This window comes from Gemmatimonadales bacterium (assembly GCA_030697825.1).
Classification (GTDB): Bacteria; Gemmatimonadota; Gemmatimonadetes; order Gemmatimonadales; family JACORV01; genus JACORV01.
Map to the genome: position 1 here is coordinate 20,981 of JAUYOW010000147.1, position 15,875 is coordinate 36,855.

The 15,875-nt window shown below is 70.6% G+C and carries 18 protein-coding genes; all 18 read left to right on the forward strand.

Annotation, left to right across the window (positions count from 1 at the left end; all coding sequences use genetic code 11):
• The first annotated feature begins 26 nt into the window (after positions 1-26).
• The 18 genes from rpsU to Q8Q85_08145 are packed head-to-tail and all read left to right on the forward strand — an operon-like array spanning position 27 to position 15,568.
• Positions 27-215 carry a 30S ribosomal protein S21 gene (rpsU, locus tag Q8Q85_08060; GenBank protein MDP3774206.1) on the forward strand — a complete coding sequence of 63 codons (189 nt, stop codon included), beginning with the start codon at positions 27-29 and terminating at the stop codon, positions 213-215.
• The gene (locus Q8Q85_08065) at positions 208-381 is read left to right on the forward strand and encodes a GatB/YqeY domain-containing protein (protein MDP3774207.1); all 174 of its coding nucleotides are present in this window, start codon (positions 208-210) and stop codon (positions 379-381) included. Before rpsU ends, Q8Q85_08065 begins: the two co-directional genes overlap by 8 nt.
• The gene (locus tag Q8Q85_08070; GenBank protein MDP3774208.1) at positions 378-506 is read left to right on the forward strand and encodes a GatB/YqeY domain-containing protein; all 129 of its coding nucleotides are present in this window, start codon (positions 378-380) and stop codon (positions 504-506) included. The genes Q8Q85_08065 and Q8Q85_08070 overlap by 4 nt, the downstream gene beginning before the upstream one ends.
• Positions 506-2,557 carry a hypothetical protein gene (locus Q8Q85_08075; GenBank protein ID MDP3774209.1) on the forward strand — a complete coding sequence of 684 codons (2,052 nt, stop codon included), beginning with the start codon at positions 506-508 and terminating at the stop codon, positions 2,555-2,557. Before Q8Q85_08070 ends, Q8Q85_08075 begins: the two co-directional genes overlap by 1 nt.
• Entirely contained in the window at positions 2,554-4,338 is a 1,785-nt protein-coding gene (dnaG, locus tag Q8Q85_08080; protein MDP3774210.1) for a DNA primase, read from the forward strand. The genes Q8Q85_08075 and dnaG overlap by 4 nt, the downstream gene beginning before the upstream one ends.
• A 40-nt stretch (positions 4,339-4,378) precedes the next feature.
• Positions 4,379-5,083, forward strand: a complete 705-nt coding sequence (locus tag Q8Q85_08085) for a hypothetical protein (GenBank protein ID MDP3774211.1) — start codon at positions 4,379-4,381, stop codon at positions 5,081-5,083.
• Positions 5,070-6,794 carry a single-stranded-DNA-specific exonuclease RecJ gene (gene recJ / locus Q8Q85_08090; protein ID MDP3774212.1) on the forward strand — a complete coding sequence of 575 codons (1,725 nt, stop codon included), beginning with the start codon at positions 5,070-5,072 and terminating at the stop codon, positions 6,792-6,794. The genes Q8Q85_08085 and recJ overlap by 14 nt, the downstream gene beginning before the upstream one ends.
• A gap of 1 nt (position 6,795) precedes the next feature.
• Positions 6,796-7,320 (forward strand): 16S rRNA (guanine(966)-N(2))-methyltransferase RsmD, encoded by a 525-nt coding sequence (gene rsmD / locus Q8Q85_08095; protein MDP3774213.1) that lies wholly within the window; start codon positions 6,796-6,798, stop codon positions 7,318-7,320.
• 46 nt (positions 7,321-7,366) lie between these two features.
• A complete protein-coding gene (gene coaD / locus Q8Q85_08100) occupies positions 7,367-7,852 on the forward strand; it encodes a pantetheine-phosphate adenylyltransferase (protein MDP3774214.1) in 486 nt (161 codons plus the stop codon).
• Between the two features lie 11 nt (positions 7,853-7,863).
• Positions 7,864-8,841, forward strand: coding sequence for a phosphate acyltransferase (locus tag Q8Q85_08105; protein ID MDP3774215.1), 978 nt, complete (start codon positions 7,864-7,866; stop codon positions 8,839-8,841).
• 21 nt (positions 8,842-8,862) lie between these two features.
• Positions 8,863-9,198: an STAS domain-containing protein gene (locus Q8Q85_08110; GenBank protein MDP3774216.1), complete on the forward strand. Its 336-nt coding sequence runs from the start codon at positions 8,863-8,865 to the stop codon at positions 9,196-9,198.
• Positions 9,199-9,206: 8 nt separating this feature from the next.
• Positions 9,207-9,668 (forward strand): ATP-binding protein, encoded by a 462-nt coding sequence (locus Q8Q85_08115; GenBank protein ID MDP3774217.1) that lies wholly within the window; start codon positions 9,207-9,209, stop codon positions 9,666-9,668.
• A 38-nt stretch (positions 9,669-9,706) separates the two neighbouring features.
• Positions 9,707-11,257, forward strand: a complete 1,551-nt coding sequence (locus tag Q8Q85_08120) for a SpoIIE family protein phosphatase (GenBank protein MDP3774218.1) — start codon at positions 9,707-9,709, stop codon at positions 11,255-11,257.
• 1 nt (position 11,258) lies between these two features.
• Positions 11,259-12,026: a 16S rRNA (adenine(1518)-N(6)/adenine(1519)-N(6))-dimethyltransferase RsmA gene (rsmA, locus tag Q8Q85_08125; protein ID MDP3774219.1), complete on the forward strand. Its 768-nt coding sequence runs from the start codon at positions 11,259-11,261 to the stop codon at positions 12,024-12,026.
• Between the two features lie 29 nt (positions 12,027-12,055).
• The gene (locus tag Q8Q85_08130; GenBank protein MDP3774220.1) at positions 12,056-12,682 is read left to right on the forward strand and encodes a redox-sensing transcriptional repressor Rex; all 627 of its coding nucleotides are present in this window, start codon (positions 12,056-12,058) and stop codon (positions 12,680-12,682) included.
• The gene (locus Q8Q85_08135; protein ID MDP3774221.1) at positions 12,679-13,911 is read left to right on the forward strand and encodes an arginine deiminase family protein; all 1,233 of its coding nucleotides are present in this window, start codon (positions 12,679-12,681) and stop codon (positions 13,909-13,911) included. Before Q8Q85_08130 ends, Q8Q85_08135 begins: the two co-directional genes overlap by 4 nt.
• The gene (locus tag Q8Q85_08140) at positions 13,908-14,681 is read left to right on the forward strand and encodes a 3'-5' exonuclease (GenBank protein ID MDP3774222.1); all 774 of its coding nucleotides are present in this window, start codon (positions 13,908-13,910) and stop codon (positions 14,679-14,681) included. Before Q8Q85_08135 ends, Q8Q85_08140 begins: the two co-directional genes overlap by 4 nt.
• A complete protein-coding gene (locus Q8Q85_08145; GenBank protein MDP3774223.1) occupies positions 14,678-15,568 on the forward strand; it encodes an MBL fold metallo-hydrolase in 891 nt (296 codons plus the stop codon). The genes Q8Q85_08140 and Q8Q85_08145 overlap by 4 nt, the downstream gene beginning before the upstream one ends.
• The last annotated feature ends 307 nt before the right edge of the window (positions 15,569-15,875 follow it).

Genomic DNA, 15,875 nt, shown 5'->3' on the forward strand with positions numbered 1-15,875 from the left:
TTAGAGACCCGAACACGAGGTATGGAATGCCGGAAGTCATCATCCACGAGGATGAGAACTTCGAGCGCGCGCTGAAGCGCTTCAAGAAGAAGTGCGAGAAGGCGGGCATCCTCTCGGATCTGAGGAAGCACCGTCACTACGAGAAGCCCAGCGAACGCCGCAAGCGGAAGATGAACGCCGCCCGTCGAAAGAGCCGCCGCACCAGGAGTGAGTGACACGCTCGTCGAGCAGATCCGCGCCGCGCTGAATGCGGCGCGCAAGGACCGCGACAACGCTCGGACGCTCCTCTACTCAACCCTCCTTTCGGACCTCAAGAACCGCGATATCGAGCTCGGCCGCGAAGTGAGCGAGGCCGAGTCGGTCGAGGTCGTGACGCCGTGAAGGCGGCGATCGCCGCCGGCGCGAAGGACCTTGGCGCCTTGATGGGGAAGGTGATGCCGCAGTTCAAGGGTCGCGCGGAAGGGCGGGTGATCAACCAGATCGCCCGCGAGGAGCTGGCCGGATAATGACGGGCGGGTCATTCGCGGTTCCGGATCTTGCCGCTATCGAGTTCCCCGCCGTGCTCGACCAGGTCTCGCAGTACGCCGTAACCCACCTCGGCGCGGATCGGGTCCGCGCCCTCACCCCGACGACCGACGCTGCCTGGATCGACCGCGAGCTGACCCTCGTCGGCCAGTATGCCACGCGCCTTGAGGCCGGCGACGATCTCGAGCCCGAGCCGTTCCCCGACATCGCGGCGGCGCTGGGGCGCCTGGTACTCGAGGGCGCGGTACTCGAGGGTGCCGAGCTGGCGGCGGTCGGGCTGGTTTTGGAGGCGGCGCGCGTCGTCGGAGGCAGGCTGCGGCGAGTGCAGCGAGACGCCGGTGCCGTCGCTGGTCTCGCCGCGCCCGCGCTCCCCGCTGAGCCGGAGCGCGAGCTCGGGAAGGCGCTGGAGCCGGACGGCCGGGTGCGCGACGCCGCGTCCAGGGACCTGGCGCGCCTCCGCCGCGAGGTGCTCGAGGCCCGCGACGAGCTGGTGAAGGGATTGGAACGCGCCCTCGCGTCGCTCGATGCCCGTCATCGGCCGGCGGACGCCACGGTGACCCTCCGCGGCGGGCGGTACGTAATCCCGGTCCGGCGCGAGGCCCGCACCAGGCTGGGCGGGATCGTCCACGACGAGTCGGCCACCCACGCGACGCTCTTCGTGGAGCCGGCCGAGGCCATCGAACGGGGCAACCGGCTGCGCGCGCTCGCGGCGGAAGAGGCGCGGGAGGTGCTGCGGGTGCTGCGCACCCTCACGGTGATGCTCCGCCCCCATGCCGACCCCCTCGCGGCCGCGTTCGAGATGCTCATCGCGGTGGATTCCTGCTATGCGCGAGCCCGCTTCGCGCTCGCGGTGGGCGGGACACGGCCGCGGATCGGCGACGGCGAGCCGCTGGCCATCGTGCGCGGCGCGCACCCGCTGCTATTCGCCGCCGGCACGCCGGTGGAGCGCTTCGACCTGGCGCTGGACCAGGGAGAGCGAACGGTGCTGCTCTCGGGCCCCAACACCGGCGGCAAGACGGTGCTGCTCAAGGCGGTGGGCCTGGTGGCGGCGCTGTCGCAGAGTGGCGTCATCCCGCCCGTGGGGCCCCAGACGCGCCTGCCGGTGTTCACGGCGCTCTTCGCCGACATCGGTGACCGCCAGAGCATTCGCGAGAGTCTTTCCACGTTCAGCGCCCACGTAGCCGCCTTGCGCGAGGTGCTCGACCGGGCGGACGCGGGGTCGCTCGTCCTCCTCGACGAGCTGGGCACCGGGACCGATCCGGCGGAGGGTGCGGCACTGGCGGCGGCGACGCTGCGGCTCCTCACTTCACGCGGCGCCGTCACCTTTGCTACCACGCACCTCGGCGCGCTCAAGCAGCTCGCGGCGCGCGAGAGCGGCATCGTGAATGCGTCGCTCCAGTTCGACGCGGCCACCCTCACGCCCACCTACCGCTTCGCCAAGGGGCTGCCCGGCCGGTCGTACGGGCTCGCGATCGCGCGGCGCCTGGGGGTGCGCGAGGAAGTCCTCGCCGATGCTGAGCGAAGCCTGCCGGCGGATGCGCGGCAGCTGGACCAGACATTGGCGACCCTCGAGGCCCGGGCGCAGGAGCTGGAGCTGCGCGCGGCGGACCTGGACGCGCGCGCTGCCGAGCTCGAGGCGCTACGATTCGAGCTGAGTGCGATGCGGGACCGCCTCGCGGAGTGGCAGCGCGGGCTTGAGCGGCAGGAGAAGGAGCTGGAGAGGTCGCGCAAGGCCGCGAAGCGCGAGGTACTGCTCGAGTCGCGTGCGGAGGTCGAGCGCGCGATCGCGCTGGCGCAGGCGGACCAGCCGCGCGAGGCCCGGCGGATCCTGGAGGATTCGATCCGCGCGCTCGCCGAGGCCGAGGAGCAGAAGGAGCGCGACGCGGCGTCGGTTGCGCCGGGAAGTAAAGTGCGCATCGAGTCGCTCGGTATCGAGGGCGAGGTCGAAAGCGTCCAGGGAGACGATGTGGCCGTCCTGGTGCGCGGCCGCCGCGTCCGCGTGGCCACCTCCGACGTGACGGCGTTGCCATGATCGCCCCCGAGCTGATCGAGCAGATCCGCGATGCGGCCGACCTGGTGACCCTGATAGGCGAGCACGTCGAGCTCAAGCGCACCGGCTCCGACTTCCGCGGCCCGTGCCCCTTCCACGGCGGCACTCACCGCAACTTCTCCGTGGTGCCGAAGAAGCAGATGTACCACTGCTTCGTGTGCCACGAATCGGGGGACGTCTTCACCTTCTGGATGAAGAAGTTCGGGCTCGACTACCCGACCGCCGTCCGCGAGATCGCCGGCAAGGTGGGCATCGTAGTGCCCGACACCCGCCAGGCCGGGCCGGACCCTAACGAGCCGCTCTACTCCGCGCTCGGGGTCGCCGCCGACTGGTTCGCCCGGCGGTTGCGCGAGTCCGAGGGCGCCGCGACCGCGCGCGAGTACCTGGCGCGCCGGTCGATCGACGACGTGGTGCGCGACCAGTACCAGCTCGGCTACGCCCCCGCCCGCGGCGAGGAGATGCTGGAGGCGATGCGCGCCCTCGGCATAGAGGACGGCGCGCTCAAGGGCGCGGGGCTCGTGATGGAGCGGGAGGGCGCGGCACTCGTCCCACGCTTCCGCGGCCGCCTCATTTTCCCCATCACGGACGCGCGCGGCCGCGTGGTGGGCTTCGGCGGCAGGCTGCTGGGCGACGGCGAGCCCAAGTACCTCAACTCGCCCGAAACGGACGTCTTCCACAAGGGGACGCTGCTCTACGGACTCGACCGCGCCCGCGGCGCGATCCGCAGCGAAGGGCTGGCGGTCGTCGTGGAGGGGTACGTGGACGTCATCCGCCTGCAGGCCGCCGGGATCGGTTTCGCCGTCGCGCCGCTCGGCACCGCCCTCACCGGCGAGCAGGCCCGCGTGCTGCGGCGCTACGCCAAGAGCGTCGCGCTGGCCCTCGATGCCGACTCCGCCGGGCTCCGCTCCACTTTCCGCGCCGGCGACGAGTTACTGCGCCAGGGCGTCGCGGTCAGCGTGGTGTCGCTTCCCCAGGGCGAGGACCCCGACACCCTGGTGGCGAAGGGCGGCGCCGAGGCGTTCCGCGCGCTGCTTGGCCAGGCGGTGGACCTGTTCGAGCGCAAGGTCCAACTCCTCGACCGCAAGGGCCTCTTCGGCTCGCTCGAGGGGCGGAGGCGCGCTCTGGACCGCCTCTTCCCGACCATCCGCGCCGCCGCCGATCCGATCACGCGCGGCCTGTATCTGGCCCGCGCGGCGGAGCGGAGTGGGGTGTCCAAAGAAGTGCTGGAGCAGGAGGTGGAGCGCGCGGAACGGCGGAACGCCGGCACGACGGAACGAAGGGGCTCCGAGACGCCGGTGCCCGGCGGAGGCGACGTTCCGCCGTTCCGCCGTTCCGTCGTCCCCCCCGACATCCCCGCCGAGCGGGACCTCGTGCACCTGATGCTCGCTGATGAGACGTGGGTGGATCGGGTGCGGCGGTCCGTGACGGTCGAGGAGTTCAGGCACCCGATGCTGCACGAGATAGCGGCGGCACTCCTCGCCGGCACGCGAGAACCGCCATCGGAGGACGCGGTGACGGCCTGGGAGCGGCTCGCTCGGCCGCGCGAAGGCAAGTTCGACGCGGAGGCGGCTTTCAACGCGGCGGTCGCCTGGATCGCCGACCGCCCGCGGCGGGAGCGCCTGGTGGAGATCGACCGGCTCATGGCGCTAGCCGAACGGGACGAGCAGGAGTTGTTGATGGGCGAGAAGATGAAATTGCTTTCGGCGGGCGGCGTTCGGTACGGTCGCAAGTCGATGCAGCCGGAGAGGGAGCCGAGGTACTAATATAGAAGCGTTCTACGTTCTTCCTTGAAAGGAGCCATCGTTGCATCCAGATATAGCAGCCCTGCTCGCGCTCCAGGAGCGCGACCGGGCCGTGGGGGCGGTCGAGAAGTCGTTCGACGCCCTGATCCCCGAGGAGCAGGCGCTCGACGCGGAGTTAGCCAGCCACACCAAGGCGCTCGAGGATGCCGACCGGGGCGCCGCGGGAGCCGAAGCCAGACGCGCCGAGCTCGAGGCGCGCATCGCAGGCTACCAGCGGATGCAGGAGACCAGACGGCAGCAGCTCGAGTACGTGCGTGGCGCCAAGGAGGCCTCCACTCTGACGGCGGAACTGGACCTCGCACGCAGCGTGCTGGTGAAGGAGGAGGCCGAGTTCATGCGCAGCGGCGACGCGATCGTCGAGGCGCAGAAGAAGGTGAAGGACCTCCAGAAGGCGCACGACGCGGTGGTGGCGAAGCAGGCCGAGGCGCGGGCGGCGCTAGAGGCCAAGCGGGCCGAGCTGAACGAGCAGCTCGCGGCCGCCAAGGCGGAGCGGGCCGAAGCTACCAAGGCCGTCGCGTCGGCGCTGCTCGTCCGTTACGAGCGGATCCGTCGTGGCCGTGCCCCGCAGGCCGTCTTCGCGCTAAGGCAGGACGCGTGCGGCCACTGCAACACGGGGGTCCCTCTCCAGCGGCGCGCCGAGATCCAGCAGGGCCATTCCATCGAATCGTGCGAGGTATGCGGCGTGCTCCTATATGCGGAGGGGTGAGACCCTCGCGCGCCGCTGGCAGGTCGAGCCCGCTCCCGACGACGCGGTCGCGAACCGCGTAGCCCAGGGTCTCGGCGTGCCGCTCCCGTTCGCGCGGCTCCTCGTGCAGCGCGGCTGCTCCACGCCGGAAGCGGCGCGGCGCTTCCTGCGGCCTTCGCGCGAGGAACTCCACGATCCCATGCTCCTCCCCGACATGGACACCGCGGTGGAACGGCTTGTTCAGGCGGTCCGCGGGAGTGAGCCGGTGCTCGTGCACGGTGATTACGACGTGGACGGGCAGTGTTCGACGGCCATCATGACGCGGCTGCTGGCCCACGCGGGCGGGCGGCCGGTGCCGTTCCTCCCTCATCGGATCCGTGACGGCTACGACCTGTCCGAGGCCGGAGTGAAGGCAGCCGCCGCGGCCGGCGCGCGCGTCATCCTCACGCTCGACTGCGGCACGACGGCAGTAGCGCCGATAGCCGAGGCGCGTAGCCTTGGCATGGACGTGATAGTGGTGGACCACCACCTCCCCGGTCCGGAGCGCCCTGACGCCATCGCCATGGTGAATCCGCGCCGCCCCGAGAGCCGGTACCCCTTCGCCGATCTCTGCGGCGCCGGCGTGGCCTGGAAGCTCGCCGTCGCGCTGGGCCGCGCACTCGGCGTGGCCGAGGGCGTACCGTGGCACCTCGTGGACCTGGTCGCCCTCGCCACCGTGGCGGACCTGGTCCCGCTCGCCGGCGAGAACCGGGCGCTGGTGCGCCTCGGGCTCAAAGTCATGCGCTCCACCCGATGGCTGGGCCTGGCGGCGTTGATCCGCGAAGCCCGCCTCGCCGACCAGACGCTGCGCGCGGGACACCTGGGGTTCCTGCTCGGGCCGCGGCTCAATGCGGCGGGCCGCGTCGGCGACGCCAACGATGGCCTCCGGCTGCTCCTCACCGACGACGCCGAGGAGGCTGCGAAGCTCGCGGCACAGCTCGAGCGGCAGAACGCGGAGCGCCAGGCGCTCGACCAGCGCACCCTCGAGGAGGCGCTGGCCGTGCTGGAGTCCGACTACGACCCGTCACGCGACGTGGGAGTGGTGCTCGCGCGGGAGGGCTGGCATCCCGGGGTCATAGGGATCGTGGCCTCGCGCGTAGTGGAGCGCATCTCGCGGCCCACGTTCCTGGTGGCCTTTGACGGCGACGTGGGGAAGGGGTCGGGGCGGTCCGTCGGGCGGTGCGACCTGCACGCCGCGCTCGCCAGTTGCGCCTCTCACCTGGACAAGTGGGGCGGCCACCGCATGGCCGCCGGACTCACCGTGCGGCGCGACCGGCTCGACGCGTTCCGATCCGCGTTCAACGACGCGTGCGCCGCGCAGGTCGATCCCGCCGACCTCGTACCAACCCAGCGCGTGGACGCGGTGCTCGGGCTTGCGGACCTCTCCGCTGAGATGGAGCGGCTCATCCGCGCGCTGGAACCGACCGGCCTCGGCAACCCGGGGCCGGTGTTCGGACTCGAAGGCGTGCGGCTCGCGGGTCCGCCCAGGCCGATGGGCGAGAAGCACGTGCGGTTCACGCTCACCGACGGGACTCGCTCCCTGCGCACCGTGGCGTGGAACGTTCGCGACGAGGTCGAGGAGCTGGTGCGCTCGGCCAAGGGTCCGCTGCGCGCCGCGGTCCGCCTCGAACGCGACACCTATATGGGCCGGGATATGCTCGAAGGGCGCCTGGTCGCCCTGACGGCGGCCTAGGGTGCGAATCGCCGGCGGGATGTGGCGGAGCCGGCGTATCGAGTCTCCCGCCGACCCGCGCGCTCGCCCCACGACCGACCGGGTACGCGAGGCGTGGATGAACATCCTCGCTGACCGGCTCGCCGGTGCGCGCGTGGTGGACCTCTTCGCCGGCTCGGGCGCGATGGGGCTCGAGGCGCTCTCCCGCGGCGCCGCCGGCTGCGACTTCGTCGAACTGTACCAGAACAACCTGGACGCGCTCGGCCGAAACATCGAGAAGCTCTCGGCTACCGGCTGCAGGTTGTTTCGAGCCGATGCCCTGCGCTTCGCCGCCAAGCTGGAGCCGCGCGCCTACGACATCGCCTTCGCCGACCCGCCCTACACCACCGGCCACGCGTCCCGGATCGCGGCCCTCTTCCGCGAGCGCCGGTTTGCACGCATTCTCGGCGTTGAGCACGAGATCCACGAGGACGTCGGTGAGGGCGAGCACCGCCGCTACGGCAGCACGATACTCACGTTCCTCGAGGCGCCCGACCCTGAACCCTGACCACTGCCGACCGCGGCGCGTCTGCGCGTCTGCCCACTGAGGTCCCATGACCCGACTGGCTGTCTATCCCGGCTCGTTCGACCCCATCACCCGGGGCCATGAGGACCTGATCCGCCGCGGCCTCGTCTTCGCCGACCGCGTGGTGGTCGCGGTGGCGACGCAGATCGCCAAGGAGCCGCTCTTCACCACCGAGGAGCGGGTGGACCTGGTGCGTCAGACGGTGGGCGGCGAGTCGGGGGTCGAGGTCCGTCCCTTCGACGGTCTGCTCGTCGCGTTCGCCCGGGAGATCGGCGCGTCGGTGATCGTGCGCGGGCTGCGCTACGTGAGCGACTTCGAGTACGAGTACCAGATGGCGCTCATGAACCGCAAGCTTGCCCCCGAGATCGAGACCGTCTTCCTCGTGCCGGCGTTCGACCTGACCTACCTCTCCTCGTCGCTGGTGCGCGAGGTGGCGCGCTTCGGCGGAGACGTGAGCGCGCTGGTGCACCCGCTCGTCTCGGAGGCGCTCGTCCGCAAGTTCCCGCGGCCGTAGGCCAGGCGCCCGTGAGCCACGAGTTCACGCAGGGTCTCCTCCTCCGGGCCGCCGAGCACGCGCGCCGGCTGGTGCTCAGCGAGGGCGACGACCCTCGGGTCCGAGAGGCCGCGCGCCGCCTGGCCCTCGAGAGCATCGCTCAGGTCACCCTCCTCGGCGGCGAGGGAACCGCATCCTGGGCCGCCGCCGAAGCGCCCGGCGTGTCGGTCCGCATCCCGGGGTCGGACCCCATGCTCGGCGCCGTCGCGGAACTCCTCGCCGCGCGTAAGCCGGACCAGGTCAGGGGAGCCGCGGCGGCCCGTTCGCTCGCCGCCGACCCGCTCCGGTTCGCCGCCGGTCTGGTCGCACTCGGTGAGGCGCATGCGACGGTGGGGGGGGCGGCGCACAGCACGGCGGAAGTGCTCCGCGCGGCGTTCTGGGCCGTGGGGCCGGCGCCGGGCATCGTGACCGTGTCGAGCAGCTTCTACATGGTGACGGGAGCCTACGGCGTGCTCACGTTCGCCGACTGCGGCGTGGTCCAGTACCCCACACCGGAGCAGTTGAAGGACATAGCGCTCGCCGCCGCCCTGGACCGCCGGCGCATCGTCGGCGACCAGCCGCGGGTGGCGTTCCTCTCGCACGGCACGCGCGGAAGCGCCGAAGGCGAGAGCATCAAGAGGGTCCGGGAGGCCCTGGACCGCTTCCGGGAGGCAGCGCCGGACGTGCCGGCTGACGGCGAGCTCCAGGCCGACGCCGCGCTGGTTCCGGAAGTCGCCGGACGGAAGGCTTCAGGCAGCCCCTTAGCCGGCCGGGCCAATGTCCTTATCTTTCCTGACCTTGACAGCGGCAATATCGCGTACAAACTCGTACAGCGGATAGCGGGCGCGACAGCACTGGGGCCGATCGTTCAGGGACTCGCACGGCCCTGCTGTGATCTTTCTCGCGGCGCGTCCGCCGAAGACATCGTGCTGGTCTCCGCGATCGCGGCGCTCCAGTCCATAACCCCATGAGCACTGGCCCCTGGAGGGTTCATGACGTTCACGGTACGTAGGGATGTGAAGGGTGTGGTGGTCGTCGAGGTGGACGGCCAGCTCATCGTGGGCAACCGGCATGAAATGAAGGCCAAGGTGCTCGAGGCGCTCGAGGCCGGTGACCGGAAGTTCCTGATCGACTTCACCAAGACCGCCTACATCGACTCGTCGGGGCTGGGGGTGCTGGTCTCGCTGTCGAAGAAGATCCGCGACGAAGGCGGCGACCTCAGGCTCGCCGGGCTGAACGAAGACCTCAAGACGCTGTTCGAGTTGACCAAACTGGACACCCTGTTCGCGATCGCCGACTCCCCGGCGGAGGCGCTCGGGGCGTTTTGAGCCAGCCCATGCGCGCCGCGCTCTCGGCCCAGGTAGCCCGCCTCACCGGAGCGGCCGAACCCGGGCTCGAGGCCGAGCTGACCCTGACGGTGCCGAACGACGTGGCGGTCATCGAGGAGGCGGTGAACCTCGTGGCGCGCCACCTCGAGGCGAGCTTCGTGGACCGGCACAGCATCCGCTTCAATCTGCGCGTCGCCCTCACCGAGGCCCTGGCCAACGCGATGTTTTACGGCGCGGGAGGGGCCGCCGAGGGGATAGGCGTGCGCGTTCTCTTCGGCCGGAACGCCATCGAGATGGAGGTCACCGACGCCGGCGAAGGGTTCGATCCGACCGGCATCCCCGATCCGACGCTTCCGGAATACCGCTCCAGGCCCGACGGCCGCGGGCTCTTCCTCATCCAGCAACTCATGGACGAGGTCCGCTTCAATGCCAAGGGGAACTGCATCTGCATGATCCTTCGGCGCGACTAGGGAGCCTGGACGCAACGCTCCAAGCACTGCGGCAGCTCGTGGGCGGTGAGATCCAGGTGTGGCGGGTCGAGGGCGACCGAATACGGGCGCTGTCGGAGGAGCGCGGCGCGTGGTGGCCCAGGTTCGATGGTGACTCCGGCCACGCGATCAAGACCCCGAAGGGTGCAGCGTGGCTGGAGCCCGTCCCGGGCGCTGCCGGCACCTGGCTCCAGCTTGGCCCGGATGCCACCCCCGAGGAGGCGCGGCCCGCGCACGCGAAACCCGCCGCGGCGCTGTTGAGCGGTATACTGGCCAACGACCGGGAGAACGGACTCGTGGCCGCCGAGCTGGCGACGCGCTACGAGGAGATCGACCTCCTCTATACCATCAGCGACATCCTCGGCCGCACCGTGAAGCTCGACGAGGCGGCGAAGACGATCGTGCGCGAGGTGTCGAGCGTCGTCGGCGCCCGGCGCGCCTCGATCATGGTGCACGATGAGCGGGAGGGTCTCCTGCGCGTCGTCGCCGGCCGCGGGCTCGACCCCACGCAGCTCGCTCCGGTCTCCGTGGATGACGATTGCAGCATCGCCGCCCAGGTATTCCGCGAGTGCCGAGCGCTCACCTACGACGCGGCCGGCGGTGTCCCCCACGAGGCCTGTCAGCCGGGCCGTAACTACCGCGGCTATTCCTTCCTCTGCGTGCCGATCCTCTACGCTCCGCCGGACGGAGGTCCGCGGCCGGTCGGCGTCATCAACCTCACCGACCGCCTTGGCGAGGACGTCTTCACCGCCGGCCACAAGAAGCTGGTCATGGCCATCGCCAACCAGATCGGCGCGGCGATCGAGAACGCCCGGCTCGTGGAGGTCGAGCGCGAGCGGGCGAGGCTCAGCACCGAGCTGACCCTGGCTCGCGAGCTCCAGCTCGCGCTGATGCCGTCGCAGTCCCTGCTGTCCAAGTCGGGAGACATCGGCGCGCGGTCGCAGCCGGCCGAGTTCGTCGGCGGAGACTTCTACGACCTCATCAGCCTCAGGCGCGACGTCGTGGGCGTCATGATGGGAGACGTGTCGGGCCACGGACTCGCGGCGGCGATGTTGATGGCCCACGCCATTTCCGCGGCGGGGATCCTGGCCCAGTCGTCCGCATCCCCCGAGGAGGCCATCGAGCGGCTCCTCGACGACATCGGCGAAGAGCTCCGCCGCACCGAGATGTCCATGGCGCTCTTCTACGGCGTGGTGGACCGTCGAAAGAACGTGCTGCGCTACGCCAACGCCGGCCACCCGCACGCATTCGTCGTGTCGGCGAACGGGAGTGACCTGCAACGCCTTGGCGCGACGGCGCCGCCGCTCGGCCTCGCCGGCGAGAAGGTCGTGCTCGGCGCCCAGGTCGAGTGGCGCCCGAAGCGTGACCTCCTGTGCCTGTTCACCGACGGCATGGTGGACAGCCGCAACGCCCAGGGCGAGCCGTATGGGGAAGAGCGTCTGCTCGCCGTCGTCCGCGCCAACGTGGCGCGTCCGGCCCCCCAGATCGTGGCCGCGGTATTCAGCGACCTCGAGGCCTTCTCCGGGGACAAGCACGACGACGACCGCTCGCTGCTCGTCCTGCGCCGCTGACGTGGGAGCGCGGCTCGGCCAACACTTCCTCTTCGACCCCCGAATCCTCTCCCGCATCGCCGACGCGGCGAACCTCACCCCTCGTGACACGGTGCTCGAGATCGGCCCGGGGAAGGGAACCCTCACGAAGATCCTCGCCGAGCGGGCGGGGAGCGTCACTGCCATCGAGAAGGACGAACGGCTCGCAGCCCCCCTGCAAGTGCGTTACGCGGGTTCGAAGGTGCGTATCGTGTGCGGCGACGCGCTCGAAGTCGCCTGGCCGACGGTGTCCGCCGTTTGCGGGAACATCCCCTACCAGATCACGACGCCGCTCATCGAGAGGGCGCTCACGCCGCCGCGTCCCCGGATCATCGTGTTCCTGGTGCAGCGAGAGGTCGCCGACCGACTCGCCGCGCCGCCCGGCTCGAAGACATACGGCGCTCTTTCGGTGGGCGTACAGCTCGTGGCCAGTGTTGAACGCCTCTTCACGGTGCGCGCCGGCGCGTTCCGGCCGCCGCCCAGGGTCGAGTCCGCCGTCGTCAGGATCACCCCGCTCGCCGAGCCGCTGGTGACGGGTGAATCGGAGGAGAGGCAGGTCCGGGATCTGATCCGCGCGGCTTTCCAACGTCGCCGCCAGCAACTCCAACGCACGCTGCGCGAGGCCTTCGACCTTCAGCCCTCGACCGTGGCCGGGCTCCTGGCCGCGGCGGGGCTAGGGCCGGCCGATCGAGCCGAGGAACTGAGTCCGCGGCAGTTCGTCGCGCTTGCCCGCGTCCTTGCCGGAGCCTAGCTTTGTGAAATCGTTCACAAGGCATTGTCGTGCGTCACGTGGCCCCGTCCACCATCCGCAGGCTGTCGCTCTACCTCCAGTTCCTCGACCAGTGCGAGGGGGAGGGGAAGACGACGGTTTCCTCAAGAGCGCTGGCCGAGCGCGGCGGGGCGACCGCCGCGCAGGTGCGGAAGGACCTCTCGATCTTCGGATCGTTCGGCAAGCGGGGGATCGGGTACCCCACCTCGCTCCTCGCCGCGCGGCTGCGGGACATCCTCGGCCTGGGGCGGCGGCACCGGGTGATCCTGGTCGGCGCAGGGCGCATCGGCGCGGCGCTGGCCAACTACCCGGGCTTCGAGGCGCGCGGCTTCGAGATAGCCGCGATCTACGACGCGGATCCGGACAAGGTGGGGGTGTTGCTCGACGGCAACGTGGTTCGGGCCATCCAGGAGCTGGAGCCGGACCTCTCGGCCAGCCCGGTGGACATCGCGGTCATCGGCACCCCAGCGGCGGCCGCCCAGGGCGTCGCCGACCGGCTGGTGCGGGCGGGGGTGCGTGCGCTGCTGAACTTCGCCCCGGTAACGCTGGCCGTTCCGCATGAGGTCACCGTCACCAACGTGAACATGGCGCTGGAGCTGGAGGCCCTCTCCTTCGCGCTCACCCGGCGGCGCGCGTGAAAGCGATCCACGTCACCTCCGAGATCGGTTCGCTGCGCTCGGTGCTGGTGCACACGCCCGGCAACGAGTTGCTGGGCGTCACGCCAGGCACGCGGGAGGACTACCTCTACGACGACGTGATCGACCTGGAGCATGCGCGGAAGGAGCACCGGCACCTGGTGGCGGTGCTCGAACGCTTCACCGAGGTGATCCAGGTCCGCGACGCGCTGGCCGAGATTTTCGCGAAGACCGAGGTGCGTGACCGCCTGGTGGGGCGCGCTCTCGACATCGTGCCCTCCGACGCGCTGGCGCAACGCCTGTCCAAGCTGCCGGTGCGCGAGCTGGTGGACGTGCTGGTCGCGGGCGCGGTCGAGGAGCCGGGCCCGATCGCGGCGGCGCTGAACGAACAGGGTTACATGCTCCCGCCGCTGCCCAACCTCTTCTTCACCCGGGACGTCGGGATCGTCATCGGCGGGCATGCGGTGATCGGCTCGATGCGCTACGGGGTGCGCTGGACCGAGGAGCTGCTGGTCTCGGCGCTGTTCCGGTTCCACCCGGCGTTCGCGAACGCCGGCATCCTCTACGACGGTTCGGAAGAGCGGCGCACCAATTTCAGCCTCGAGGGCGGGGACGTGCACCCGCTGCGTCCCGATCTCGTCGTGCTGGGATTCTCCGAGCGCTCCTCGCCGGCCGCGCTCGATTACCTCACCGACGTGCTGTTCGAGAAGTGCGGCATCGAGGACGTCATCGTGGTGGTGATGCCCAAGGAGCCGACGGCGATCCACCTCGACATGATCTTCACCCAGGTGGACCGCGAGATGTGCGTGGTCTACCCGCCGCATTTCGTGGGCCCGGAGCGGCTCGCGGTGCTCCACCGCCACAAGGGCCAGGCGGCGGTGAAGGAGATGCCGAACCTGTTCGCCGCGTTGAACGCGGTGCGCCACCCGCTGGAGCCGATCTTCTGCGGCGGCGCCAGCCGCGCCGACCAGGAGCGGGAGCAGTGGGGGTCGGCGTGCAACTTCGTGTCGGTGCGGCCGGGCGTGGTGGTCGGGTACGACCGTCACGACGCCACGCTGAAGGAGATGCAGAAGGCCGGCTTCCGTATCGTGCCGGCTCGAAAGTTCCTGGGCGGCGAGGACCCGGTGGACGACGACGCGCGCGCCGCCATCGTGATCAAGGGCAGCGAGCTGATCCGCGGCGGCGGGGGGCCCCGCTGCATGACGATGCCGCTCCGCCGCGACGATCCGTGAGGACGCTCTCCGAGCGTGCGCTGGTCTACCTCCGCGAAGGCCCGCGGCAGCCCCTCGACATCACCCGCGACGTACTCGGCCTCCAGCGCGCCAACCCTGCGGTGGCGGAGCGCCTCGTGGTCGCGCTGCTCGGCGCGGACCCGCGCTTCGCGTTCGACGTCGAGGGCTGCTGGAGCGTGGTGCCGGCGCCGGCGTGGCGCGGAGTCCCGCTGCGCGACATCCGCTTCGCCGTGGTGGACGTCGAGACCACGGGCATGCGCGCCCGCCACGGCGACCGCATCACCGAGATCGCGGTCGTCCACGTGGATGGCGGCCGGATCCAGGTGGCGTTCGAGTCGCTCGTGAACCCCGGGCGACCGATCCCGCCGCGCATCGTCTCCCTCACCGGCATCACCGACGCGCTGGTGAACGGGGCGCCGCCATTTGAGCAGATCGCCGATCCGGTGCTCGCGGCGCTGGCGGGACGCGTGTTCGTGGCGCACAACGCGCGCTTCGACTGGCGCTTCGTGGAGGCGGAGGTGGAGCGGGCGCGCGATGCGATCCTGCGGCCACCGCGCCTCTGCACCGTCCGGCTCACCCGCGCGCTGGTGCCCGAGCTCGAGCGACGTAACCTCGACAGCGTGATCCATTTCTTCGGTATCGAGACCGACCGCCGTCACCGCGCCGCGGGCGACGCCGTCGCCACCGCCCAGGTGCTGCGGCGGCTCCTTCAGCGCGCCGAGACCAGCGGCATCGCTACCTGGCAGGAGCTGGAGGTGATGGCCGGATGAGCGGCGCGCTCCAGTTCAAGGTGGGGCGGCTCACCTGCTGGACGCTGGAGGGCGGGCTCCAGCGGCTGGACGGCGGCGCGATGTTCGGCGTGGTGCCCAAGCCGCTCTGGGAGCGCCGCATCCCCGCCGACGATCGCAACCGCATCCCGCTCGCCATGCGCTGCCTGCTGGTGGAGCATCCGGACGGCCTGGTGCTCATCGACACCGGCCTGGGCAACAAGGAGAACGCGAAGTTCCTCGACATCTACGGGGTCGAGAACGCCGGCGACCCGGGGCCGACGCCGCTCGAGGACGCGATCCGCGAGACCGGGCATCAGCCAGCGGACGTGACGTGGGTCATCAACAGCCACCTGCACTTCGACCACGCCGGCGGCAATACGGTGAAGCGGGAGAACGGCGCGGTGGAGGTGGCGTTCCCGAACGCGACCTACGTGGTGCAGCGTCGCGAGCTGGAGTTCGCCACGATACCTAACGAGCGCATCCGGGCGAGCTACCTCGCGCCCAACTTCGCGCCCATCACCGCCCTGGACCGCTGGCGCCTGCTGGATGGCGAGGCGGACGTGCTCCCGGGCATCCGCGCGATTCCCACTCCGGGCCACGTGCCCTACCACCAGTCCATCCTGGTGAGCGACTCGGGCGAGTCGGCCTGCTTCCTCGGCGACCTGGTGCCGACGTCGGCGCACCTGCCGGCGCCCTGGATAATGGGCTACGACCTCGAGCCCCTGGTCACGCTCGCCACCAAGAAGGCGCTCCTGCCGCGGGCCGCGCAGGAAGGCTGGCAGCTGGTCTTCGAGCATGATCCGGTGGTGGCACGGGGCAGGGTGGGACGGGACGAAAAAAAGGGCTGGACGACGGAGTTGGCTGAGAAGGTCGCCGCCGGGGGCTGAAAGGCAGGGCAGCCGCGGACCTCAGGCCTTCCGGCCGAGAAGGCCGGCCCCGATCATCAGCGCGCCGCCGCCGGCCGCAACGACGCCGACCCACATGGGAATGGCGCGCTGTTCCTGCACCGAGGCTTCGAAGCCGCCACCCTTACCACGCTGCGGTGCGAGGAATAGCTGATGCCTCTCTTAGAGTGTCGGGGATTACCCCGACCCCCCCCTCGTACAGGGGATTACCCCCCTACCTCAAGAAGCGTACCTACTCTCATCCGTTCGTGCGATTGGTGTTCAACCCGATCGTCCCTACTCTCCCTGT

Excerpts from the sequence above, each read along its gene's own strand:
- rpsU (MDP3774206.1), top strand. The coding sequence starts at position 27 with ATGCCGGAAGTCATCATCCACGAGGATGAGAACTTCGAGCGCGCGCTG.
- Q8Q85_08075 (MDP3774209.1), top strand. The coding sequence starts at position 506 with ATGACGGGCGGGTCATTCGCGGTTCCGGATCTTGCCGCTATCGAGTTC.
- dnaG (MDP3774210.1), top strand. The coding sequence starts at position 2,554 with ATGATCGCCCCCGAGCTGATCGAGCAGATCCGCGATGCGGCCGACCTG.
- recJ (MDP3774212.1), top strand. The coding sequence starts at position 5,070 with ATGCGGAGGGGTGAGACCCTCGCGCGCCGCTGGCAGGTCGAGCCCGCT.
- coaD (MDP3774214.1), top strand. The coding sequence starts at position 7,367 with ATGACCCGACTGGCTGTCTATCCCGGCTCGTTCGACCCCATCACCCGG.
- Q8Q85_08110 (MDP3774216.1), top strand. The coding sequence starts at position 8,863 with ATGACGTTCACGGTACGTAGGGATGTGAAGGGTGTGGTGGTCGTCGAG.
- Q8Q85_08115 (MDP3774217.1), top strand. The coding sequence starts at position 9,207 with ATGCGCGCCGCGCTCTCGGCCCAGGTAGCCCGCCTCACCGGAGCGGCC.
- Q8Q85_08145 (MDP3774223.1), top strand. The coding sequence starts at position 14,678 with ATGAGCGGCGCGCTCCAGTTCAAGGTGGGGCGGCTCACCTGCTGGACG.